General features: G+C 39.7%; 24 protein-coding genes. 17 read left to right on the top strand and 7 right to left on the bottom strand.

All coding sequences use genetic code 11. The annotated features are described in order from the left end of the window. Positions 1 to 26: 26 nt before the first annotated feature. The 5 genes from CXF76_RS03825 to CXF76_RS03805 form a co-directional block, all read right to left on the bottom strand. Positions 27 to 437: a hypothetical protein gene (locus CXF76_RS03825; protein ID WP_101163078.1), complete on the bottom strand. Its 411-nt coding sequence runs from the start codon at positions 435 to 437 to the stop codon at positions 27 to 29. Beyond that, positions 424 to 1,761 carry an ATP-binding protein gene (locus CXF76_RS03820; protein WP_010552535.1) on the bottom strand — a complete coding sequence of 446 codons (1,338 nt, stop codon included), beginning with the start codon at positions 1,759 to 1,761 and terminating at the stop codon, positions 424 to 426. Before CXF76_RS03820 ends, CXF76_RS03825 begins: the two co-directional genes overlap by 14 nt. Continuing rightward, positions 1,755 to 2,429, bottom strand: a complete 675-nt coding sequence (locus CXF76_RS03815) for a response regulator transcription factor (protein WP_007375447.1) — start codon at positions 2,427 to 2,429, stop codon at positions 1,755 to 1,757. The genes CXF76_RS03820 and CXF76_RS03815 overlap by 7 nt, the downstream gene beginning before the upstream one ends. A gap of 3 nt (positions 2,430 to 2,432) precedes the next feature. After that, positions 2,433 to 2,690: a PepSY domain-containing protein gene (locus CXF76_RS03810; RefSeq protein WP_002959808.1), complete on the bottom strand. Its 258-nt coding sequence runs from the start codon at positions 2,688 to 2,690 to the stop codon at positions 2,433 to 2,435. A gap of 162 nt (positions 2,691 to 2,852) precedes the next feature. Next, positions 2,853 to 3,155: a YciI family protein gene (locus CXF76_RS03805; protein ID WP_010552536.1), complete on the bottom strand. Its 303-nt coding sequence runs from the start codon at positions 3,153 to 3,155 to the stop codon at positions 2,853 to 2,855. A 189-nt stretch (positions 3,156 to 3,344) separates the two neighbouring features. Between CXF76_RS03805 and CXF76_RS03800 the strand changes: the two genes are divergently transcribed. Further along, positions 3,345 to 4,769 carry a sodium-dependent transporter gene (locus CXF76_RS03800; protein ID WP_101163077.1) on the top strand — a complete coding sequence of 475 codons (1,425 nt, stop codon included), beginning with the start codon at positions 3,345 to 3,347 and terminating at the stop codon, positions 4,767 to 4,769. 110 nt (positions 4,770 to 4,879) lie between these two features. After that, entirely contained in the window at positions 4,880 to 5,332 is a 453-nt protein-coding gene (locus tag CXF76_RS03795; RefSeq protein ID WP_101163076.1) for a hypothetical protein, read from the top strand. 53 nt (positions 5,333 to 5,385) lie between these two features. On the opposite strand, the gene moeA is transcribed toward CXF76_RS03795, so the two are convergent. Further along, positions 5,386 to 6,603, bottom strand: coding sequence for a molybdopterin molybdotransferase MoeA (gene moeA / locus CXF76_RS03790; protein ID WP_101163075.1), 1,218 nt, complete (start codon positions 6,601 to 6,603; stop codon positions 5,386 to 5,388). Between the two features lie 45 nt (positions 6,604 to 6,648). On the opposite strand from moeA, the gene modA reads away from it, so the two are divergent. From modA to CXF76_RS03775, 3 genes are read left to right on the top strand one after another with little or no spacing between them, the layout of a single operon-like run. After that, positions 6,649 to 7,401: a molybdate ABC transporter substrate-binding protein gene (gene modA, locus CXF76_RS03785; RefSeq protein ID WP_198551846.1), complete on the top strand. Its 753-nt coding sequence runs from the start codon at positions 6,649 to 6,651 to the stop codon at positions 7,399 to 7,401. Beyond that, on the top strand, positions 7,388 to 8,065 hold the full coding sequence (modB, locus tag CXF76_RS03780) for a molybdate ABC transporter permease subunit (protein WP_008171542.1): 678 nt from the start codon (positions 7,388 to 7,390) through the stop codon (positions 8,063 to 8,065). The genes modA and modB overlap by 14 nt, the downstream gene beginning before the upstream one ends. A gap of 1 nt (position 8,066) precedes the next feature. After that, positions 8,067 to 9,095, top strand: coding sequence for an ATP-binding cassette domain-containing protein (locus CXF76_RS03775; protein WP_101163074.1), 1,029 nt, complete (start codon positions 8,067 to 8,069; stop codon positions 9,093 to 9,095). A 64-nt stretch (positions 9,096 to 9,159) separates the two neighbouring features. Here the strand turns inward: CXF76_RS03775 and moeB are convergent, their stop codons facing one another. Continuing rightward, positions 9,160 to 9,918, bottom strand: a complete 759-nt coding sequence (gene moeB, locus CXF76_RS03770; RefSeq protein WP_101163079.1) for a molybdopterin-synthase adenylyltransferase MoeB — start codon at positions 9,916 to 9,918, stop codon at positions 9,160 to 9,162. A gap of 289 nt (positions 9,919 to 10,207) precedes the next feature. Here moeB and CXF76_RS03765 point away from each other — a divergent pair, with 289 nt between their 5' ends. The 12 genes from CXF76_RS03765 to CXF76_RS03710 all read left to right on the top strand — a co-directional run. Beyond that, entirely contained in the window at positions 10,208 to 11,677 is a 1,470-nt protein-coding gene (locus CXF76_RS03765; RefSeq protein ID WP_101163073.1) for a NarK family nitrate/nitrite MFS transporter, read from the top strand. Between the two features lie 13 nt (positions 11,678 to 11,690). Further along, positions 11,691 to 13,448 carry a bifunctional protein-serine/threonine kinase/phosphatase gene (locus CXF76_RS03760; protein ID WP_101163072.1) on the top strand — a complete coding sequence of 586 codons (1,758 nt, stop codon included), beginning with the start codon at positions 11,691 to 11,693 and terminating at the stop codon, positions 13,446 to 13,448. 9 nt (positions 13,449 to 13,457) lie between these two features. Next, positions 13,458 to 14,651, top strand: a complete 1,194-nt coding sequence (locus tag CXF76_RS03755) for an alginate export family protein (RefSeq protein WP_101163071.1) — start codon at positions 13,458 to 13,460, stop codon at positions 14,649 to 14,651. Positions 14,652 to 14,878: 227 nt separating this feature from the next. Beyond that, positions 14,879 to 16,402 (top strand): FAD-dependent oxidoreductase, encoded by a 1,524-nt coding sequence (locus tag CXF76_RS03750; protein ID WP_101163070.1) that lies wholly within the window; start codon positions 14,879 to 14,881, stop codon positions 16,400 to 16,402. A gap of 29 nt (positions 16,403 to 16,431) precedes the next feature. Next, entirely contained in the window at positions 16,432 to 19,128 is a 2,697-nt protein-coding gene (locus tag CXF76_RS03745) for a nitrate reductase (RefSeq protein ID WP_101163069.1), read from the top strand. A gap of 16 nt (positions 19,129 to 19,144) precedes the next feature. Further along, positions 19,145 to 20,107 carry a GTP 3',8-cyclase MoaA gene (gene moaA / locus CXF76_RS03740; RefSeq protein ID WP_101163068.1) on the top strand — a complete coding sequence of 321 codons (963 nt, stop codon included), beginning with the start codon at positions 19,145 to 19,147 and terminating at the stop codon, positions 20,105 to 20,107. Between the two features lie 37 nt (positions 20,108 to 20,144). Further along, positions 20,145 to 20,804: a molybdenum cofactor guanylyltransferase gene (locus CXF76_RS03735; RefSeq protein WP_442960167.1), complete on the top strand. Its 660-nt coding sequence runs from the start codon at positions 20,145 to 20,147 to the stop codon at positions 20,802 to 20,804. Further along, positions 20,801 to 21,340 carry a molybdenum cofactor biosynthesis protein B gene (moaB, locus tag CXF76_RS03730; protein ID WP_101163066.1) on the top strand — a complete coding sequence of 180 codons (540 nt, stop codon included), beginning with the start codon at positions 20,801 to 20,803 and terminating at the stop codon, positions 21,338 to 21,340. The genes CXF76_RS03735 and moaB overlap by 4 nt, the downstream gene beginning before the upstream one ends. 1 nt (position 21,341) lies before the next feature. Then, the gene (gene moaC / locus CXF76_RS03725) at positions 21,342 to 21,812 is read left to right on the top strand and encodes a cyclic pyranopterin monophosphate synthase MoaC (RefSeq protein WP_024593775.1); all 471 of its coding nucleotides are present in this window, start codon (positions 21,342 to 21,344) and stop codon (positions 21,810 to 21,812) included. Beyond that, entirely contained in the window at positions 21,790 to 22,089 is a 300-nt protein-coding gene (locus CXF76_RS03720; protein WP_101163065.1) for a MoaD/ThiS family protein, read from the top strand. Before moaC ends, CXF76_RS03720 begins: the two co-directional genes overlap by 23 nt. Continuing rightward, positions 22,089 to 22,547 carry a molybdopterin synthase catalytic subunit MoaE gene (moaE, locus tag CXF76_RS03715; protein ID WP_008167810.1) on the top strand — a complete coding sequence of 153 codons (459 nt, stop codon included), beginning with the start codon at positions 22,089 to 22,091 and terminating at the stop codon, positions 22,545 to 22,547. The genes CXF76_RS03720 and moaE overlap by 1 nt, the downstream gene beginning before the upstream one ends. Positions 22,548 to 22,674: 127 nt before the next feature. Continuing rightward, positions 22,675 to 23,811: hypothetical protein (locus CXF76_RS03710; protein WP_101163064.1), on the top strand; the 1,137-nt coding region annotated here is incomplete at its 3' end.

The following is a 23,811-nucleotide window of genomic DNA, read 5'->3' as shown; positions in this document are numbered from 1 at the left end:
AACTAGTTTAGTGTGCTTAAGTTACGTTAAAATGGGTGTTTTAGTGATTCTGTAAATTGATTTATAAGCTCAATTTCACAGAGTTTATAGCTAATGGCCGCTGTTGTCGCATTAGGAAGTTTTATTAAGTAACGCCATTGGCAGGCACTCTCAAGGTACTTTTCGTTATTTTTAATGCTGCGCATAAATAACGGCAATACTTGCGTATTACCTGTGCTTTCTTGTGACTTAGTTAGCTCATATTTGCGCTTTTGTATCCAACTGCCTTGTGCTTGCTTTGCTTTATCAATCTGGCTATCTAGGCATTGAATATACCGCTTAGCTTCATCGGTTGTTGCTTTAGCGGCTAAAGTACATGCTTCATTTGCAAAGCTGTACTGGCTTGTAGCTAATAGCACAATGGCAGTTAGTTTTAATAAATAGTTACTTTTTGTCATTGTAATTAAACTCTAAGATAAATTGAGCGCCGGCTAAGTTATCAGCATCGGTAATGGTAAGCGTCCCGTTATACGACTTAACTAAATCAGATACAATCGCCATGCCTACGCCGTGTCCGCTTTCGTATGTATCGAGGCGAGTACCACGTGTAAGTAAAGATTCACGTTTATCCTCTGGCACACCAGGGCCATCATCGCTAATTCCAATACACAGAGTTTTACTTTGGATTACTTGTATTTCTACTTGCGAGCGACACGCTTTACAGGCGTTATCAATCAAGTTACCGAGTAATTCCATTAAATCTGTTTGGTCACCTAAAAAGTAATCTTTTTCGGTTACGGTGCAGGTGAAAATAATATCTTTATCACGGTATACTTTTGCCATAGCACTGAGTATTGAATCAAGTACTGGCTTAATAGGTGTTTGCTTTTTCCACGTGTCTGATGCACCGGTTGCAGCACGCTTTAATTGGTGCTCGATCATCACATTAATTCGGTCGAGTTGTTCTTGTGCATCGGCATCGTTTGCCAATGGACTTGATTTTAGTACTGCAAGCGGTGTTTTAAGTGCATGAGCAAGGTCGCTTAATGAGGCTCTATAGCGCTCTTTTTGGCGCTGTTGCGACTCAAGTAGCAAGTTTAGGTCTGCTTTTATTGTTTGCAGCTCTACAGGGTAGAGGCCTTTAATTTCTTGAATATCACCCGATTCAATCGCTTTTATTTCTTTATCGAGTCGTTGGAGTGGGCGAGCGCTCCAAATGAAACCAATAGCCATTAGGCCTGCAATTGCAATCCCCATGATAAACATCCAATCTACAAGGGTTTGCTTAAAGCCATCCATTATACGAAGTAGAGCGTCGTTACGTTTGACTAATATAAAGCGAGCTTGTTCTGATTGATCTATGTTGTTTAAAATTACAGTCAGGCTAAGTTGCCAGTACGCGGTATTATTATACTCCACACGCCTGAAGTCGGCGGCACCGGCTTTGGTTTCTATTTGTTGAGGTACATAGTTTAAATTTACAGCCGATTCTGAGTTCCAAACAGGGTCATCATCGCGGTAAATCATTGCGTAGGTATCTGAATTTAATCTGTTTAACTCAGGCGCTAAAATAGTGCTGGGCATAATAATACCATGCTCAGTAAAGTCGACTTCAGATATTAGCGAGTAGAGCTGCGCCTCGAGGGTTTTTTCTGTCGCATCAACAAGCGAAGCGTAATACGCTTTGCCAATTGAATAAAATAAGATAGGGAGTGCGACTAATAAAACAAAGACAAGGATAAATCCTTGCCTTATTTTTAACGATATTTGCGGTATTACCACTGGCTTTTAAGCCTGTAACCACGCCCACGTAGTGTTTCTACTGGGTTTAGTACGCCTTCAGGGTCAAGCTTTTTACGCAAACGTAGTACAAATACTTCAATTACGTTTGAATCAAGGTCGAAGTCTTGGTCGTAAATATGCTCAGTAAGTTCTGATTTAGAAATTACTTTTTGCGGATTTACCATTAAGTATTCAAGTACTTTATATTCGTAAGCTGTAAGGCTAAGTTCTTTATCATCAACCCATACTTGTTGTGAACGTGTATGAATTTTAATTGGACCCGCAGTCATTTCTGGATTTGCTTTACCAGCACTGCGACGAATTAATGCATTACAACGTGCAATAAGTTCTTCAACATGAAATGGTTTAGTAAGGTAGTCATCTGCACCTGCATCTAAACCTTCTACTTTATCCTGCCAGCGATCGCGCGCTGTTAAGATTAAAATAGGGATAGTAATGCCTTGTGCTCGTGCTTTATTGATTAGCTCAATACCGTCTATTTTAGGTAAACCTAAATCAACTACGGCCATATCAAGCGGGTATTCTGTAATGTGGAAAAGACCTGCTTCACCATCGTGACATAAATCCACGCTGTAACGTTCTTTTTCTAAAGCATTACGTAGGTTATCTGCTAAATGTAAATCGTCTTCAATAACTAAAATTCGCATTTGTTAATCCTTTTTCACTTCGCCGGTTTTTTTATTTATATGTAAATCAACGACGTGGCCGTCAGATTTGAGTATTCGTACGGTATAAAAATCTGTTTTTTCGGTAATTTTTAAGGTCTTACCGCCTATTGTTTTCTTTGCAAGTATTACGGCTTTCTTTTTGTCCACCTCAGCATGAGATGCTTGGGTGGCCGTCGCTGCTTGAGCAAAGTTAGCTAAGCTAACACAAGCAATAAAACCGAGGCTTAATAATACGCGCATAATGGAAAACTCCTAGACCAGACCCACTTAGTTTAATTAACTAAGTTACTAAAATTCAAGTAAAAACGCTAAATTCGCTTTTATCCCAGTAATTTTAATTAAAATCTTGTGAACAAACCCTGAATTACAGTGCAACACACGCTCTTAGGGTTTAATACACTTTTAAGCAGGGAACACTTTTTTGAAAGGTTTAACAATTGTATTTTCATAGATGCCAGCGGCAACGTAAGGGTCAGCTGCTGCCCACTCTCGAGCTGCTTCTATTGACTCAAACTCCGCAACAACTAATGAACCGGTAAAACCTGCTTCTTGAGGATCTTCACTATCGACTGCCGGAAATGGACCCGCAGTTAATAAACGGTTTTGTGAATCAAGCTCACTAAGGCGTGCTAAATGTGCCGGGCGTGCTGCTTTTCTAAGCTCTAAGCTGTTTTCAACATCTGTTGAGTGAATCATGTACAACATAAGGAATCTCATAAAAATTGTTAAATTTGATTAACGCAATACTACCACAGCGTTGAAAATTGGTGAATTAAAAGCGTATTTACACAGGTTTACACTTCGATTTTATTTTTAAGCTGTAATTGCTTGAAAATATCTGTGTAACACTGGTAGAGTCGCTGAAATATACAAAATAATAAAAAGGTTTTATGCATGAGCGAAAATAGAGAACGATTTAGTTCCCGTCTCGGATTCATAATGGCAGCGGCAGGTTCGGCTGTTGGTATTGGTAATTTAGTTGGTTTTCCGGTTTCTGCTACCAAAAATGGTGGTGGCGCATTCTTATTAATTTACGCTTTATTTGTCGTGTTCATTTGTTTACCAGTCATGATGGCTGAAATGGCAATGGGTCGTAACGCTCAAAAAGATCCACTTGGTTCGTACAAGCTATTATCTAATAACGATAAAAAATGGAAGCTAGCAGGTTTTTTAGCGGTGCTTACACCATTTATGATTGCTGTGTTTTATATGGTAATTACAGTTTGGATTTTTGGTTACTTAACGCAAACAGGCCTCGGTAATTTAGATTTACTTGCAGATCCTGGCCACTTTGGTGTTTTTATTAATAGTTACACTGTGTTTGGCTATATGGCCGTTGTGGTTATTATTGTTAACTTAATTTTATTAGGGGGTGTTAAACAAGGCATAGAAAAAGCCGCTAAATTTTTAATGCCAGCCTTACTTTTCATGCTACTTGCCTTAGTTACTTATGTATTAACGCTTGATAACGCAATGGCCGGTGTTAAATACTACATTATTCCTGATTTTTCTAAGATGAGTGCAAGTGTACTTAATGGCGCATTAAGCCAAGCGTTTTTCTCGCTATCGCTGGGTATGGGTATATTAATGACTTACGCGTCATACATTTCTAAAAAAGATGACATTGTAAGTAGCGCTAAAATGGTCGCTATTACGGACTCACTCGTTGCGTTTGTAGCGGGCCTAATGGTGTTGCCCGCTATATTTAGCTTTGATCCAACCACAGACCCATCAGCACTTTCTGACTCGTCTGTATCAATGATTTTTGTATACCTACCTAAAATATTACTAGCACTGCAAAATGATATTGGCTATGTAGGTGCGTCTATTGTTGCGTTCTCATTCTTCTTATTAGTATTTTTTGCAGCGATTACTTCACTTGTTTCAATAGTAGAAGTACCGACAGCAACACTAAGTGACCGTAAAGGTATTAGCCGTAAAAAAGCATTGGGCATCCTTACACTTTCAACCGGTGTACTTACTATTTTATGTACAATGTCGTTTGGTATGATTGACAGCCTTACTTCGTTCACCAGTTATGGCGGCGTTAATAAGAGCTTTTTTGATATTATTGTTGATGTATTTTACGACACAATTTTACCGCTTAATGGCTTAATGGTGTGTTTGTTTGTAATGTACCGCTGGAAAAAAGCACGCTTAACGCAAGAGCTAAGCTTAGGTTCGCCTAATTATGCGGGAAGCTTGATGGAAAAGTACGTTAACTTTTCACTTTCAACGTTTATTCCTGTCATTCTAGCTGTGATATTTATAAATACAGTGGCGACTAAGTTTTTTGATTTAAAAATATTTGGTTTTTAAATAGACCTCTTTAAAAGCTTATTGAATAATAAAATGCCGCTCAGTTAAGCTTAGCGGCATTTTTTATGAGCGTTTTTTCAGGTATCTGGTAACTATTAAAAGGATTTAAAATGAATAAAATTATTATTGGGTTTGCTTTTGCTATTTCATCATTTGGCGCATTTGCACAAAGCGCTGATGGTTGGCCAGAAGGCGGTGCAATGCACACCGGCAATACTTATAATTTAGAGGGCAATAGATACAAAACTAAAATCAGTGAAATGATGGATGAAATTTACCCGCAACTAACTGATGATTACCAAGTTGATGCAGTTAAAGCACAAATAAAAGCATGGGAGCAGTATATAGATGCTACATGTAAGGTTGTTGGCATAGCAACGGGTGCCGGTGGCTCTTGGCCCTCAACGTATAGTGTTAAATGCGAAAGAAGCCTAAGTTATGATAGATACTTTGCGACTAAAAATGCGCTAAAGTGTGTTAATAGATTGAGCAAAGAAGAGTTTGTAGGGCGTAGCGAAAAGTTAAATTGTTTAATTCAAACATTAAATATAAAAATATTTTAAGACATACATAGCGCTACAGCTAAATTATACAGTTAGCTGTAGCATTTTAGGCTTTATAGCAACTCAATACTTACTGTTGCGCCTTTTTCGATATTGCCGCTTTGTGCTGGCACTACAATTAAGCAGTTAGCTTTACTAAGCGACGAAAGTACACCCGAGCCCTGTTTATTAAACGGGGCAACCATCAAGTCACCTTGCTCGTTAATTGTTGCTGTACCGCGTTGAAAGTCGGCTCTTCCTGGACGCTTTTTAATAACGGATGTAGTAACAGCGTTAAAACGCATTTTAGGGTTTACTTCACCAAGACCCGACAGCTTTTGCAGTGCAGGCTCTACTAACTGATTAAACGTCACTGCAGCCGATACAGGGTTACCTGGCAAGCCAAAAAAGTAGCTGTTACTTAGTTTACCAAAGGCAAAAGGTTTGCCTGGCTTCATAGCTATTTTCCAAAAGTGAATTTCACCAATTTCGTTAAGTACTTCTTTAGTAAAGTCAGCTTCACCAACCGATACACCACCTGAGCTTATTACGGCATCGGCGAGTTCGTTCGCTTTTAAAAATGCATTGGTGATGAGTTCTTTGTCATCGGGGATTATTCCTAAATCAAGCACGTCGATATTTTTTTGTTGCAGCGCACTAATAATAACAGCGCGGTTACTTTCAAAAATAGCACCTTGTTTAAGCGGCTGCCCAGGTTCAATAAGTTCGTCACCGGTAGAAAGCACGGCTATTTTTAAGGTTCTTACCACGTCTATATTGGCAATTCCTAAAGATGCAAGTAACCCCACATCAACGGCTTTTAATTTATCACCTGCTTTTAAAATAATATCGTCGATTGCAATATCTTCGCCAGCAAAACGCACGTTTTCATTTAGTTCTGGTTGCGCGCTAAACGTAATTTTATCGCCATCAACCGAGGCGTTTTCTTGCATTACAACGCCGTTAGCGCCGGGTGCAATGGCGGCGCCGGTCATTATTCTTACGCATTGACCTGGGGTCAGTGTGCCTTCAAAAACTTGACCTGCAAACACGCTACCTACTTGTGTATAGGTTAAGCTTTTGTCTGAAATACATAGCGCATAGCCATCCATTGCAGAGTTGTTATGAGCTGGCACGTTTATAGTTGATTTTACATCGCTTGCTAAAACGCGATCAACGCTTTGCATTATTGAGATGGTTTCAACGTCTTTAATAGGCGTTATTGTGCTCAGTATATTGTGTATTGCAGTTTCAATTGGCAATAAACCGGGTGCATTGCAAACATCGTTCATATATATTGCTTACTTAAATCATTTTATTTTGAAACAATACTTATAATGTCAAAGCTTTACAATACATGGTTGGGTTATTTTTTGCTTATGTCATCCATACTTTCGTGCAGCGTAAACGCAAAAGAAACGCTGCAAGTAGCCGTGGCGAGTAATTTTAAAACGGTATTGGAAACCCTACTAAAAAAATCTCCATTACCTAATGTTGACGTGAAAATGTCGGCTGCTTCTAGCGGTGTTTTATATTCACAAATAGTCCATGGTGCGCCATTTGATGTGTTTTTATCTGCCGACGATTTTCGCCCACAATCCCTTATTAAAGAAGGTTATGCAGAGCAAAGTAGTTTAATTACTTACGCGTTAGGCGAACTTGCTTTGTGGCAACCAAAAGCTGAAAAAGTAAATGATAAAGTTGCCATTGCTAATCCGCGTTTTTCACCTTACGGGCGTGCCTCAGAGCACTACGCGAATAACCATTTTAAAAAGCCAGTAAATTATGTGTATGGGAATAACATTACGCATGCGTTTCAGTTTGTGCAAAGTGGTAATGTAGGAGTAGGGCTGGTGGCTGTTTCATCGCTAAAAGCAGCGTACAGTAACACGCAAAATAAAAAGTATTTAGACTATACTGTGCTGCCTTCAGATCAATACCCCGATATAATTCAACAAGGCGTTATTATTAGCTCGACTAAAAAGCCTGCTAGCGCCAAGCAACTCATGCAATTTTTAATGGCAGAGGCTACGCAGCAGCAGTTAATTGAATTAGGTTACAGAATAAAGGACAACAATGCTTCAAAGTGATTTAACCGCGCTGTGGTTAACGATTAAACTTGCCTTTATAACCGCAGTACTTCTTCTTGTTTTTTGTATTCCTGTGGCTTACAAGCTCGCAGGCTATAACGGTAAATTTAAACCATTTTTAGAGGCATTAATTGCGATGCCTTTAGTTCTACCGCCTACGTTATTAGGGTTTTATTTACTTGTTATGTTTTCGCCTGATCACGCTTTTGGGCAGTTTTGGTTTTGGCTAACCGGCACGCAGCTTGCGTTTAGTTTTCAGGGGGTGGTTATTGGTTCGCTTTTTTATTCATTGCCTTTTGTAATGCAGCCGCTTGTAGCAGGGTTTAAACATATTAATCAAACCTATAACGAAGCGGCCATTGCGCTTGGGTTAAGCCCGTTTAAACGCTTTGTGCATTTAATTATCCCCCTTTTAAAACCCAGTATTGGTAGCGCGTTTGCTTTAGGGTTTGCCCATACATTGGGTGAGTTTGGTTTGGTATTAATGATTGGTGGTAATATTCAGGGGCAAACGCAAGTGGTGTCTATCGCGCTTTACGACCATGTTGAGTCGTTAAATTATGCAGCGGCGCATCAGCTTTCACTTATTTTACTGGCTATTTCGTTTGCTTGTTTGGTGCTGTTATTTAAGTTTAATAAAAGCATTATAGGGGTTAAGCAGTAACATGATTAAGTTAAGCCTTTTTAAAGCACTCAATAATTTTGATTTAGATATAAACCTTGAGCTTGAGTCGTTTAATGTTTTGGGTGTTTACGGACCTTCCGGTTCGGGTAAATCAACATTACTGCGCTGTATTAGCGGTTTAGAGCCTGCAAAAAGTGTGTGTATAAACAATCAAGCAGTGCATCAGCTTGCAAGCGATAAGCGCGGTATAACGCTTCAGTTGCAATCTTGCCCGTTGTTTCCTCATTTAGATGTGGCAGGTAATTTAGCGTTTACACAAAAACACTGTGCCAACAAACAAACCAGCTTAACGTTACAATACGTTGTTGAAACGCTTGAATTAGATGATTTACTAAATCGTGATATACAAAGCTTATCGGGCGGTGAGCGTCAACGTGTAGTATTTGCGCGCACGCTGTTAGCCGGTCAAAAATTTATAATGCTGGATGAGCCTTTTAGCGCGCTTGATTGGTCGCTGCGCTTTAAAACACTCACTAAACTTAGCGAGTTTGCAGTTAAGTTTAATATTAAATTTATAATAGTAAGTCACTCATTAAAAGAGCTGCTATTTTGCTGCGATACCCTTATTCAGCTAGATAAAGGCAAGGTGATAAACCAAGGTGCGAGTGCTCACGTTGCAAAAGCTATTTATGCAAACGATAGGCAAACACCGCTGAGCTTAATTAATTACGATGTGGTTAAATTTGATGAGAGCTATGGGCTATATCAACTGCAATTACAGCAAAGTAACCAGCCGCTTTTTGTGCTTCCTGCACTTGTAGATAGCAGTAATAAGCTAATTATTGAAAGTGAGCAACTGTCGTTTAGTGCGGTAAAGCCTGAGAAAACAACGCACAGTAATGTTTTAAAGTCGGTATTAACTGAGGCTGAGTTTATTAATAATAAGTGGCAGTTAACGCTTAATGTAGATGGGCAAACGTTGTATTGCTTGGTATCTAGGCGAGTGTGGGAAAAAAACGACTTTAAAGTGGGCGATATACTGTATACAACAATCCATAATTTAGAATAGTGATTTAACGAATTAAATCACCCCATATTTAAGCAGGTTGGCTTTACAAAGTTTGGTGTGCATATTAAATGCTGCACACCGGGCATTGACTATTTTTGGCTATTTTAAAACGATTAAATTCCATGCTTAAACCATCCACCAGCAATAAGTGTTCGTTTAAGCCTCCTGGCAAACCTGCAAGCATTTTTAGCGCTTCAGTAGCCTGAATGCTGCCTATTAGCCCCACAATAGGAGAGAGCACACCGGATTCTGAGCAGCTTTGTGTTTGCTCGCTAAAAAACTGCGATAAACAGCCATAACAGTGGCTGTTTTCATCCATAGTAAAACACGCGACTTGTCCTTCCATACGTATTGCCGAGCCTGACACCAGTGGAACTTTAGCGTTAAAACAGGCGCTATTAAGTGCATTGCGCGTTGTTAGGTTATCTGAGCAATCAATTACTATATCAATGTTATTAAATAATTGTTCTGTAGAGGTACTTGCATCAAAAAATGCCTCAATAGTGTTTATGTCTATTTCACTATTAAGCGCGTTAAGCTGTTTTTTAGCAGCACTGCATTTTGAGCTACCAATATCACTTTCTTTATACAGTATTTGTCTTTGCAGGTTGGTCACTTCTATTTCATCGTTATCAACTAAGGTAAGCGTCCCAACGCCAGATGCCGCTAAGTATTGACCTACCGCACACCCAAGCCCACCCACACCAATAATTAAAGCATGCGATTGCCATAGTCGCTCTTGTCCGTCTATATCAAGCTGCGGGAGCATAATGTGCCGAGAATAGCGCAGTTGCTGCTGGTAAGTTAATGGTGGTTTTTGCATTTTTAAACTTCTCATACTTTTTTTGAACAATACCAATTTGTTAAATCCAAGAGCAAGTAGTAACGCTTTTTATTTGCACTCTAACAGTCCATCCCTCTTCACTCATATAGTGCAACTATAACGTATTAAAACAGGATTTACACATAACTAGCTGAAATATATGAAATTTAATTAGTGGCTCAGTAATTGCTGTAATGTGTTAACTAAAACTTAACAAGTTCGAGTGCCTGCCTAGACAAAAGGGTGGGGCTTTTAATAAAACAACAATACGTTTACGAGGAAAATAAACATGCAACCGAGTTCTGGGTTTAACCTAATATCCTTTAAAGGAAAAATGAAAGTATTACATCTGAGTTGGATGGTCTTTTTTGTGTCATTTTTTGTATGGTTTAACCATGCTCCTTTATTAGGTGCCATAGCGGGTTCACTTGGGATCACCATGGCACAAGTTAAAACATTACTAATTTTAAATGTAGCGTTAACTATTCCAGCGCGTGTTGTGGTGGGTATGCTAACCGATAAATTTGGTCCCCGTATTGTTTATGCGGCACTCCTTATTAGCTGTAGTATTCCATGTTTTATGTTTGCTATGGCAACCACATTTGAGCAAGCCGCAATAGCGCGTTTTGCTTTAGGCTTTATTGGTGCTGGCTTTGTTGTGGGCATTCGAATGGTGAGTGAATGGTTTCCTGCTAATGAGTTGGGTATAGCTGAAGGTATTTATGGCGGTTGGGGTAACTTTGGTTCAGCAGCAGCAGCTATGTTATTGCCAATTATTGCACTAATGTTTGGCGGCGAAGATGGCTGGCGTTATGCAGTAGGTTTAACCGGTGTATTAAGCGTTATATTTGGTGTTATTTGGTATTTAAATGTAACCGATACGCCAAAAGGCGGTACATACTTTAAACCTAAAAAAGTAGGCGCAATGGAAGTAACCAGTAAAGGCGACTTTGTATTACTACTTATTATGAAAATCCCTATGTACGGCGCATTAGCATTACTTACTTGGAAGCTTTCGCCAACCGGTGCTAACCTAATTTCGGCTAATTTTGTACTTGCTGTGTATGCTTTTTTAGTCCTACTTTATATTTACGAAGTGTATAAAACCTTTGACGTAAATGGTCATATTTTTAAAGAGCCTGTACCTGAGTCGCATCGTTATGAATTTAAGCAAGTAGCTGTTTTAAATATTTTATATTTTACAACTTTTGGTTCTGAGCTTGCGGTTGTCTCTATGTTGCCGCTGTTTTTTATGGATGTGTTTGCGCTTGATATGGTGTACGCGGGTATTTTAGCCTCTGCTTACGCATTCATGAACTTAGCATCTCGCCCTGGTGGCGGTTGGATTTCAGATAAATTGGGTCGCCGTATAACCCTTATTGTACTTACGATGGGTCTTGCTGTTGGTTATTTTGTAATGGGCTTGGTTGATGCATCGTGGCCTTTATGGCTTGCAGTTGTTGCAGCTATGGCGTGTTCGTTCTTTGTGCAAGCTGGTGAAGGTGCTGTATTTGCGGCAGTACCGCTAATTAAGCGTCGTTTAACAGGGCAAATTGCAGGTATGACAGGTGCTTACGGTAATGTTGGTGCAGTTGTTTACTTAACGGCATTGTCACTTGTTGATTATCAAACCTTCTTTTTCATTATTGCGGGTAGTGCATTACTCGGCTTAGGCGCACTGTTTTTTATGAAAGAACCAGATGGTCATATTACCGAAGTAAATGAAGACGGCACCGTTGAACTTATTTCAGTGACTTAAGGCTTTATTGACCATGTTTGATGAAACACTCCACGCTAAAGCGCTAAAAAATGAACTCAACGTTTCATTTGGTGGGCACAGTGCTAAAGGGTTAAAAGTAGAAAACCAAGATGCGTTTGCAGCTCTTAATACCAAAGCGCAAGAAAAAGAGTCTAAAGGCGTTATTGCCTGCTTAGCCGATGGGTGTTCATCAGCAAAAAATGCTAAACAAGCGTCTCAACTTTCGGTTACTCATTTTATAAATGAGTATTTAAATACCCCCGAAAGTTGGGCGGTTAAAAAGTCAGTGTCGAAGGTGTTAGCAAGTTTAAATCAATGGCTTTATTCGCAATCAGTTAATTACAATCACTTAGGTCAGCGCCAAGCCGATTGGATGACGACTTTTACAGCACTTATTTTAAAGTCGGCAACGGGTTATATATTTCACTTAGGTGATACGCGTATTACCCGCTTGCGAGGAAATAAAATAGAGGCGATAACACGGGATCACAAAGTAAACGATACGCTAACGCGTGCACTTGGCGCACAACTTCATCAAGAAATAGATGTTTACGAAGTTGACCTCAAAGCAGACGATATTTATATATTAACCTGCGATGGCGTACACGATGTGCTCCCAAACAGCGATATAGCTAAACTAATTAATGAACACGTTAATTTAGATCACACTAATTTAGAAAATGCAGCTAAAGCAATTACCGAACTTGCATTAGCGCGAGGTAGTGACGACAACGTAAGTTGTTTGCTTGTAAAAGTAGAAAATATTGCCGAGCAAAAGTTAGATGAGCTTTATCATTCGCTAACACGACGAAAAATTCCACCTGCGCTTAATGTTGGACAAAAAATTGATGACTACACGGTTATTCGTAAATTGCATGCCAGTAGTCGCTCGCATATTTATTTAGTGCAACAAGCGCCCGATATACCGCCAGTGGTTTTAAAAGCACCTTCGGTTAATTTTGAAGACGATGTGCACTACCTTCAAGGCTTTATAAGAGAAGGTTGGGTAGGGCAACGTATAAACCATTTAAACGTGATGAAAGTACTGAGTACGCAATCGCAGAGTCGTTTTTTGTATCATATTTGTGAGTACATGGACGGGCAAACACTCAGTGATTGGAAGCACGACGTGCCGCACCCAGAAATAACTCAAGTACGCAGTATTATTGAACAAATAGTACATGCACTAAGGGCGTTTCAGCGACTCGATATGGTACATCGTGATTTAAAACTCGATAATGTAATGATAGATGCGCACGGAAAAGTAACGCTCATTGATTACGGCACAGTAAGTGTTGCAGCTATGGACGAGTCGGTTAAACAAATTGCGGATGATTGCCCACAAGGCACTGCCGACTACACCGCACCCGAAACACTTATTACTATGCACGCCGATTTTAAAAGTGATTTGTTTTCACTTGGCGTTATTGCATATGAGTTATTGTGCTCAAAATTGCCTTACAAACCACTGCCACTTAACCACGTAGCGCCAAAAGATTACAGCCATTGGCACTACACAAGTATTCGTAAATACAGAGCCGATATTCCGTTTTGGTTAGATCAAGCCCTTATGAAGGCGCTTGCCCCTAAACCAGAGCTCAGATACCAAGCTTTTTCTGAGTTTATAAACGATATCAACAAACCTAATCCTTATTTAGAAAGTACCGCTAATAAAAGTTCAATAATGAAACGCGATCCAGTTATGGTGTGGAAATGTATTTCGCTGTGTTTATTTATTGCTTTGGTATGTGTATTAATAATTAAAACTTAGAGAACCAAAATGCTTAACTATAAGAACAACTTACCTATTATTTTTATACTGGGTTGCTTCACTGCGCCTTCAATAAGCTTTGCTTCGCAAACTGATCTTGATTTTAGACTGCGTTTTGAAAGCGTTGATCAAAACAATGCCTTAAAAGATGCAAGCGGCTTAACACTTAGAACCCGCTTAACGCATCAAACAGATGAGGTGAATGGTTTTTCAGCCCTTATTGAAGTAGAAGATACTCGCAGCCTGTTTGGCGTAGATGATTACAATAATACGGTGGGAAAAAACACTAATTACTCTGTTATTGCAGATCCAGAAAACACTGAGATAGACCAAGGTTTTGTTAAATATACCCGCGATGGTCTATCGCTAAAAGTAGGGCGCCAAATAATAGCACTTGATGGGCAGCGTTTTGTTGGGCACGTAGGTTGGCGCCAAGATAGGCAAACCTTTGATGCCGCAACCATTAATTACGCATTTAATAACATAGATTTACAATACAGTTATTTAAACAAACGTAACCGCATATTTGCTGATGATAAAGACATTAAATCGTCCGATCACCTAATTAATGCAAGCTTTAAAACAGACTACGGTAAAGTGGTTTTATACAGTTACTTATTAAGTGACGATGCACTACAAGACGACAGTTTAGACACTTATGGCGTCTCTTTTAACGGTAATAAAACCCTAAACGACATAAAGTTTTATTACAAAGCGGAGTATGCAACGCAGTCTGCGTCAACAAGCGTGAGTGATTTTGATGCCGATTACTATGCACTTGAAGGCGCTGTTGATTTAAATGGTTTGGGTATAAAAACAGTAACATTAAAAGTTGGCATAGAGTCACTTGGCTCTGATAATGGCGATTACGGGTTTGCAACACCACTTGCCACGTTACATAAATTTAATGGTTGGGCAGATACGTTTTTAAATACACCCGCACAAGGCTTGGACGACACTTACATAAGTCTAAATGGTAAAGCGTTTGACGGAAAATGGCTGGTGGCTTATCACAGTTTTGATGCTAATGAGCAATCAAATGGGATTGACGATTTAGGCAATGAGCTAAACGTACAATACGTTAAACCTATTAATAAACAGTACGCAGTGGGTGTTAAATATGCTGATTACTCAGCGGGCGATACTGCAGCTAATAAAGTCGATACTCAAAAATTGTGGGTCTGGATGAGCGCTAAATTTTAATCCTCTTTATCTTCTAATATTCACTTGTAATTTATAGCGACACAAGATGGTGCAATTGCACCATCTTGTTGAGCTTTATGCTTTTCACCTCTGCACCAATGTAGCCAACTTGCTGATTTTAAATGCTTATATATTTGGCTTACATATTGCTATAACAATCCTATAACAAATCATTCGATTTCAATTTTAGTCAATTACTAAAGTAGATATCATTTTAAGGTGAGTAAATGCTAAGCAAGCAGCGTGTTGTAGTGGTAGGAAACGGAATGGTGGGGCACCATTTTGTGCAGCAGCTGGTTTCTCAAAATCAGGCTGATGAGCAATTTGAAATTACCGTATTGAGCGGTGAAGACCGTTTAGCGTATGACCGCGTGCAACTATCCTCTTTTTTTAAAGGCAAAACCGCGGACGACCTCGCACTTACATGCAATAAAACCTATGACGATTGGCAAGTACGCTTTCATACTCATTCTAAAGTGGTTGACATAAATCGTGATGCGCAAACTGTAACAACCGCTAAAGGAGAGTTGTTTGAATACGACAAGCTTGTGCTTGCTACAGGTTCATTTCCATTTGTACCTCCTATACCGGGTAAAGATCGTGAGCATTGCCTTGTTTATCGCACCATTAACGATTTACACGCAATAAAAAACTCAGCCCACGGCAGCAAAGTAGGCGTGGTAATTGGTGGCGGTTTACTGGGGCTTGAGGCTGCAAACGCATTAAAGCAATTGGGTTTACAGGCTCACGTAATAGAATTTGCACCGCAACTTATGGGTGTACAAGTTGATGCGGGGGGCGGTCGGTTACTAAAAAACAAAATTACAGATTTGGGCGTTACTGTGCATACATCGGTAGCAACTGAGGAAATAGTAGAAGGTGAAAGTTGCCGTTACAAAATGTGTTTTAAAGGCGGTAAAACCCTTGAAACCGACATGATTGTATTTTCGGCGGGTATTCGCCCTTATGATAATTTAGCCCGCGAGTTTAATTTAGATATAGGTGAGCGCGGCGGTATTGTAATTAATAACCACTGCCAAACGAGCGACAAAAACATATACGCAATTGGTGAATGTGCACTATGGAATAATTTTATTTTTGGCTTAGTGGCACCTGGTTACGCCATGGCTAAAATTGCAGTTGGGCATATTTTACAAGATACGCAGCAAGGTACTTTGCAAAGTACTGGCTTAGACAATAAAGCCGATGAATTTAGCGGTGCCGATATGAGCACCAAGCTTAAATTAATGGGTGTTGAAGTGGGCTCTATTGGCGATGCACATGCACGCAGCGAAGGCGCAATAAGCTATTATTTTGAGGATCAAGCCAATGGCATTTATAAAAAAGTAGTCACTAATTCACAAAGTAATAAGCTGATTGGCGCCGTACTTGTTGGCGATACCAGCGATTACGATAATTTACTGCAATATCATTTAAACGACATTGAACTTACCACCGCCCCCGAAGCACTCATTATGCCCCTTGCCGGCGACATCGCAGAGCTAAGCGCCGACGACTTGCCTGATGACGCCATTATTTGCGCTTGTCATAAAGTAACTAAACACACCATTGAACAATCAGTCGCTAAAGGCTGCATAGATTTGGCAAGTGTGCAGCAAAGCACCAAAGCCAGTACAGGCTGTGGAGGTTGTGAAAAGCTCGTTCAAAACGTAATAAACAGCGCACTCGCTAAAGCAAGTAACACTATTAACGTAGTTACCCTTAATGAGCCTGTAAAACAGTCAGCATAAATTAAAGCACACTAAAAGAGAGCAGTAGTATGACAACCGCAAACACGTCACCAACTATAAATAAAACCAGTTTAAAACAAACAACATGTGCTTACTGTGGTGTAGGGTGCGGTGTTGATATTTCACTTTTTAATAATGTGCCAACCAAGCTGGAAGGCATGCGAGAGCACCCCGCAAACTTTGGTCGTTTATGTGTAAAAGGCACCCATTTGCTCGACACCACAGGCAGTGATAACCGCTTAACGTCACCCCTTATTAATAATCAAGCTGTTACGTGGGATGAAGCAACCGACCACGTTGCCAATAAATTTAACGACATAATACAAAAGCACGGACCCGATGCTGTGGCTTTTTATGTATCAGGGCAGTTACTTACTGAAGATTACTACATCGCGAATAAATTAATGAAAGGCTACATAGGCTCAGGCAATATTGATACAAATTCGCGCCTGTGTATGTCATCTGCTGTGGCAGGTTATAAACGCGCTTTTGGTGAAGACGTAGTGCCGTGTACCTACGAGGATTTAGAGCAAACTGAGCTGCTTATTTTAATTGGCTCTAATGCAGCATGGACTCATCCGGTTTTGTATCAGCGAATGGAGCGTGCAAAGCAGCTTAACCCAAATATGAAAGTGGTGGTTATTGATCCACGTAAAACCGACACAGCTGAGCTTGCCGACACATTTTTAAATATAAAACCAGGCAGTGACGCCGCACTTTATAACGGCTTACTTAATTATTTAAATGAGTATAACCACCTCGACACGCAATTTATTGCTCAGCACACAAACGGCTTTGAAAGCGCACTGCAAGAGGCAACAAAATGGAGCTGTGAGGCAGTTAGCGACTTTTGCGATATAGCAATTGAGCAAGTAACTGAGTTTTACGCGCTATTTGCTAAAAGCCCAAGTGCGATTAGCTTTTATTCAATGGGTATAAATCAGTCAAGCTCGGGTGTAGATAAATGCAACGCCATTATTAATGCGCATTTAGCCTCAGGTAAATTACTTAAACCAGGTAGCGGTCCGTTTTCTATTACTGGGCAACCCAATGCGATGGGCGGGCGCGAAGTAGGTGGTTTGGCTAATCAGTTAGCGGCACATTTAGATATTGAAAACGCAGCGCATCAATCACTTGTACAACGTTTTTGGCTCTCGCCAACGATCGCTAACAAAGCAGGCAGCAATGCCATCGATATGTTTGATGAAATAGCCGCAGGCAAAATAAAAGCAGTGTGGATAATGGCAACAAACCCAATGGTGAGCTTGCCCAATAACGCCGCTATTAAAAAAGCATTAGAGACCTGCGAGCTGGTGGTTGTATCTGACTGTATTGCAAAAAGTGATACGTTAAAATTTGCCGATGTTGCTTTTCCATCAACCGGATGGGGTGAAAAAAACGGCACAGTAACTAACTCAGAGCGCAGAATATCAAGGCAGCGCCCGTTAGTAGCGCCTTATTCAGGAGCTAAAAACGATTGGCAAATTATGTGCAGTGTTGCTAAAAAAATGGGCTTTGAAGGGTTTGATTTTACAGACCCAAGTGGCATTTTTGAAGAATGGGCACAATTAACCGACTTTGAAAATAACGGCAGCCGATTATTAAATCTCTCTGGTTTAGTTGGGCTCACACAAAATCAGTATGATAATTTAAAACCCATTATGTGGCCTGTTGTTAAAAACGAGCCTTATAAAAATGGTCAGGTTTTTACAGATAACCAATTTAGCACCGCTGATAAAAAGGCGCGTTTTATACCTATAACGCCGCAATTACCGGTACAAAAAACATCAAGTGATTACCCGTTTATAATGAACTCGGGTCGTATACGCGACCAATGGCATACCATGAGCCGCACCGGTAAAAGCACTGCGCTTTCATCGCATATTACACGGCCGTACATAGAAATTAATCCGCTTGATGCCAGTAAATTAGCAATTAAACAAAACGATTTAATAAGTGCAATTGCCCAAACTGGGCAGGTTACCGCGCATGCAAAAGTGACCGATGCCGTGCGAAAAGGTGAATGCTTTATGCCTATTCATTGGAATAAGCAATTTGCGTCATCAGCAACAGTAAGTGGGTTATATCAATCGGTAGTTGACCCTCTATCTGGTCAGGCTGAGTGTAAACACGGCGCTGTTAATATAGTTAAAGCACCCTTTGTGCAATATATGCAGCTGTTTGCTAAAAACGAACTTGTTATAAACAGTGATTTTTGGCTCAAAGTTAATGCTAGTAATTGCTTTAATTACCAATTGGCGCTTAATGAGCCACAAAGTGATTTACTGTATTACTGCCAAACCTTAACTGGTTTACAAGGGCAGTGGTCGGCTATGAATACGGCAAAAGCCATGCATGTGCAGTGTATTCAAAACGATCAATTAGCGTTTGTTGGTGTTATTTCTAATGAACAAAAAGAAATATCACTTGAGTGGATAAACCATTTGTTTGCAGAGCCATTACTGACTTTTACACAGTTACAGTCTTTGCTTTATGCAACCCCCGATGAAGAATTTACCCAAGGCGTGCAAGTGTGTAGCTGCTTTAAAGTAAGAGAGCAGCCAATTATAAACGCCATTAAAAACGGTGCAAACACAGTCGAGCAATTGGGGTCTGAACTTAAATGTGGAACGAATTGCGGTTCGTGTAAAACACAATTAAGCCAATTAATAAAACAACATTACAAAGCAGGTTCTAGCAGCATTGATGTTGCGGTTGTAATGTAAAGAAAAAAGGAAGCATATGCTTAATGATCAATTTGGTCGGCAGTTTAACTATTTGCGCCTCTCAATAACCGATGTATGTAATTTTAGTTGTAGTTATTGTTTACCAAATGGGTATCAGTGCGATACGCCGCGTAATTTTTTAAATAAAAATGAAATTAGCACGCTGGTAAATGCGTTTGCAGAGCTAGGTACTAAAAAAGTGCGCATTACAGGTGGCGAACCATGCTTACGAAACGACGTAACCGATATTATAAAGCTCTGTAAAAATACACCTGGCATAGAAAAAGTAGCCATTACTACCAACGGATTTAATTTATTAAATAAAATTGATGAATTTGCAGAAGCCGGGCTTGATGTAAGTATTGATAGTTTAAATCCGAGTATGTTTAAACTCATAACAGGGCACGACAAACTTACCCTTATTTTAAAAGGGATTGAACGCGCGGTAGAGCTGGGCATAAAAGATATAAAAATAAATGCGGTGCTTGCCAAACAGTTTAATAAAAACCAATTGAAGGATTTTTTAGCGTGGGTAAAGCACCACAAAGTTACAGTGCGCTTTATAGAATTAATGGAAACAGGTGACGGCGCAACCTTTTTTGAAGAAAACCACTTAAGTGGGCAAACGGTTAAAGCCCAATTACTCGACCAAGGTTGGTTACAAGTCGTTAGGGGGAAATTAAACGGACCCGCTGAGGAATTTTGTCATCCTGATTACGATGGTCGTATTGGTTTAATAATGCCGTACAGTAAAGATTTTTGTAAAAGCTGTAATCGCTTAAGGGTGTCGGCGTTAGGTAAATTACACTTATGCTTGTTTGCTGAGCAAGGTATAGATTTACGCGAACTGCTAAACGAGGATGATACTGCAGCGACCGTAAAGGCAATTCGAGCCGCTATGGGCAATAAAGAAATAAGCCATGAGCTAGATAAGCGTCTTACAGGTGCGACAACTCACTTAGCCATGTTAGGCGGCTAATATGGGAGCTGATGTGAATACTCATATAAAAGCTAATATGAAAGTTAAGCGAGATTTTACAGGCGTTGTGCTTGCTGGTGGTAAGTCATCAAGAATGGGCACAGACAAAGCCGATTTAGTTTTAAAAAATAAAACGCTATTGCACAATGCGTGTGATTTATTAAAAGACGCAGGCGCTAAAAACATATTGGTAAGCCGCAACGTTACAAATCCAATCAAATCATTGAACCATTATCCGTCAGAAAAGTACGTTAAAGATATATACCCAAATAGTGGACCCCTTGGCGGAATTTACTCAACATTAATAGCCACCGAGCACGATTTACTTATTACTGCGGTAGATATGCCACTACTCACAAGTAGTTTGTTAAGCACAATAGTGCTGGCTTCTCAGACAAATAACGTACAAAGTGTGAGCAATCAATTAAATCAGTCACAAATACATGCTTGGCACTTTGAAAATGAACCGCTACCGCTGTATATTCGTAATACACACAGTGTAAAAAATCATTTAAAACACATACTCACAAACGCAAACAGTCATAAATCAATAAAACAGTTTACCCAAAGCATTGGTGTGCAAACGCTTTTATGTAATAAAGCGCACGCATTAATAAACACCAATACACCGGCGCAATTTAAAGCTGTAAATGAGCATTTTGACCAAAGCATTAACCAATTGAGAAGAACATTATGAGCCACACAAGCGATACACAAATACCTTTAAACATTGCTGTACTTACAGTAAGCGACACGCGCGATGCGATTACCGATACTTCTGGTCATTACTTAATTAAAGCGCTAACTGAGGCGGGTCATCACTTAGCAGATAAAGAAATTGTAAAAGATGATGTTTACCAAATGCGCGCTATTGCATCGCAGTGGATTGCCGATGACACCATTCACGCTATTTTAGTGACTGGTGGTACAGGATTTACCGAACGCGATTCAACACCTGAGGCATTTGCGCCGCTGTTTGATAAAAGCGTAGACGGCTTTGGTGAGCTATTTAGACATATTTCGTACGGTGAAATTGGTAACTCAACTATTCAATCTCGTGCACTTGCAGGCCTTGCTAACAACACCGTTATTTTTTGTATGCCAGGCTCTACAGGCGCATGTAAAACAGCGTGGACAGGCATTATAAAAGATCAACTTAACTCAATGCATAAACCGTGTAACTTTGCACCGCACGTTACCATTGGTAAAAAGTGTGAATCGCGTGAGCAATAGTATGTTAAGCCACGTTGACGAAAACGGCCAAGCGAATATGGTTGATGTATCGCTCAAAGACGTAACCCTGCGCGATGCCTCAGCTGAAGCATTTATTAGCATGAGCAAGCTTGCCTTTGAACAAGTAATGCTTAATCAAAACAAAAAGGGCGATGTGTTAGGCGTGGCACGTATAGCGGGTATTCAAGGCGCTAAAAAGTGCGCCGATTTAATTCCGCTTTGTCATCCGCTTGCACTTACTAAAGTAGCTGTTGATTTTGAACTTGATGAAGCGAACAGCCAAATTAAAATAACCAGCTATTGCAAACTTGCCGGTAAAACGGGTGTAGAAATGGAAGCGTTAACAGCGGTATCTGTTGCTGCGCTTACTTTGTTTGATATGTGTAAAGCAGCCGACCCACTAATGGAAATTAGCGGCATGCGCGTTACTCAAAAAGCAGGGGGCAAGAATGGCAGTTGGCAGCGCGATTAATCCAAACGATGCTATATCTGGCGCCGGAAAAGTAGAGTTATTGTTTTTTGGGCAACTAAAAGAGCGCTTGAAGTGCAGTAAATTAAGCCTTGAGATTACGCAGCCGCTTACTATTTCAGAACTTAAATTAAGATTAGTTAGTCAATACCCGCATTGGCAACCGTGGCTGGAGGAGCGTGAGCTACTTGTAGCGCTTAACCAAACTATGTCATCAAGCGACGAAATAGTGAAAGCAGGGGATGAGCTTGCCTTTTTCCCGCCGGTTACAGGTGGCTAATGAGCATACATATTCAAGTACAAACCGATGATTTTAATGTAGGTGACGAGCACAATACGCTTTGTAGTAATAACAAAAGCGATGGCGCTGTTGTCACCTTTACAGGTTTGGTAAGAGAGTTCAGCAGTGGTGACAACGTTATTGCACTTGAGCTGGAGCACTACCCTGGTATGACCGAGCAACTCCTTCAATCTATTGCAGAGCAAGCACAAACTCGCTGGCAATTGGCGCGAATATGCATTATTCATCGCGTTGGTTACTTAGCACTTGGCGAGCAAATTGTGTTTGTAGGCGTGACCAGCCGCCATCGTCAAGCCGCGTTCGAAGGCGCACAATTTATAATGGATTATTTAAAAAACCACGCCACGTTTTGGAAAAAAGAGCACTTTAAAGACTCATCAAATTGGGTTGAGTTTAAACAAAGTGACAAACAAGCGCTGGGTAAATGGGAAAAGTGATGCAGATATTTCATTACTTGTGCTCTACAGGGGTTATATAGCTCTCAGTTTGCGTGTGAAGTCTGCGTTTTTCGTGTTATAAATCAGCAATATTAGATTGTTAGCCCGACCCAAGTCTGGAAGACATATGCGCACATCAAAAATGTTATATTTTACAATATTATTACTTGTTCTACTTTCAGCTTTTCTTGCTGTATGGGTATATGATTTAAAAGAAGGTAAAGATTTACTAAGCTTTACCATATCAACAGTAAGCTTTTGTATAGCCGTATTAGCTTTATTTATTACTGTTAGAACATATACATCAATTGATAGTGTAAATAACATTAGTAAAATGGAAGGTAACATTTTAGATAATGAAAATTACGTAACCTCACTTCCAGAGTTAATTAATCAGTTTAAATCCCAAGATGAAAATACACTAGAGAAAGAAATTTTTGACTCTATTGAGCATAAACTAAAAAAAGAGTCAGAAACCGCCGTTCTTTTTGCCGATACCCTGCAATATATAATTGACCTAATTGTTTTATTTCCAGCTGTTTTTAATGCATCAGAAACTAACAAAGTACTTTATAAAAAGCGTATGGATACAATTTTGTCAGAAGTTGATAGGCGCTGTGAAATATTGCACTCGGTGAGTAAAGGTAATTCAATTCAAATAACGGAAACAATAAAGCTATTTAAAGCTGTTGTTTCTTACCAAAGTTTTGTGGCTGATGATAATTTTAATATTCATGCAGACTTACTTCATGTGAGAGGTCCAATTCTTCGTAATCCAGTGACAAAAACCATTTACCATAATTACCTAGGTTTGTATTACAACAAAAAAGGCATGCATTTATTACGAGAGTCGCTAAATATGAACTCTGTAGATATTTTGTCGATTGATGGTTTAGAGCTGGCTCAAAAAAATATTAATACTATAGAGCCATCAATACTTGAAGAAGTAAGTATGTATCTTAAATCTGCCGCTGAGCAGTTTGATAAAGCACTTAAAGTATCTAGCGAAGATGTTATGTGGCCTGGTTTTATTAATTATAATAAAGCACGTACGGTATATTTTTTAGCTTTACTATCAAATACAAAGCTTAATTGGTTAGATATTCTCGACGAAGCAATCGAATCTCGCAGTAGATTGAATCGATTGATAGATGAGATTTTAATGATAGACAGATCAAAACCAGCCAATATTGTTAGCACACATTTAAGAGAATTTTTTCTGTATCAAGAAGAGTTAGCACGTACAGTAAAATTGAACATTTTA

This window comes from Pseudoalteromonas sp. 78C3, from assembly GCF_002836695.1.
In the GTDB taxonomy this organism is placed as follows: Bacteria; Pseudomonadota; Gammaproteobacteria; order Enterobacterales; family Alteromonadaceae; genus Pseudoalteromonas; species Pseudoalteromonas arctica.
The sequence above is the reverse complement of the archived record's forward strand: the minus strand, read 5'-3'. Positions and strand labels throughout refer to the sequence as shown.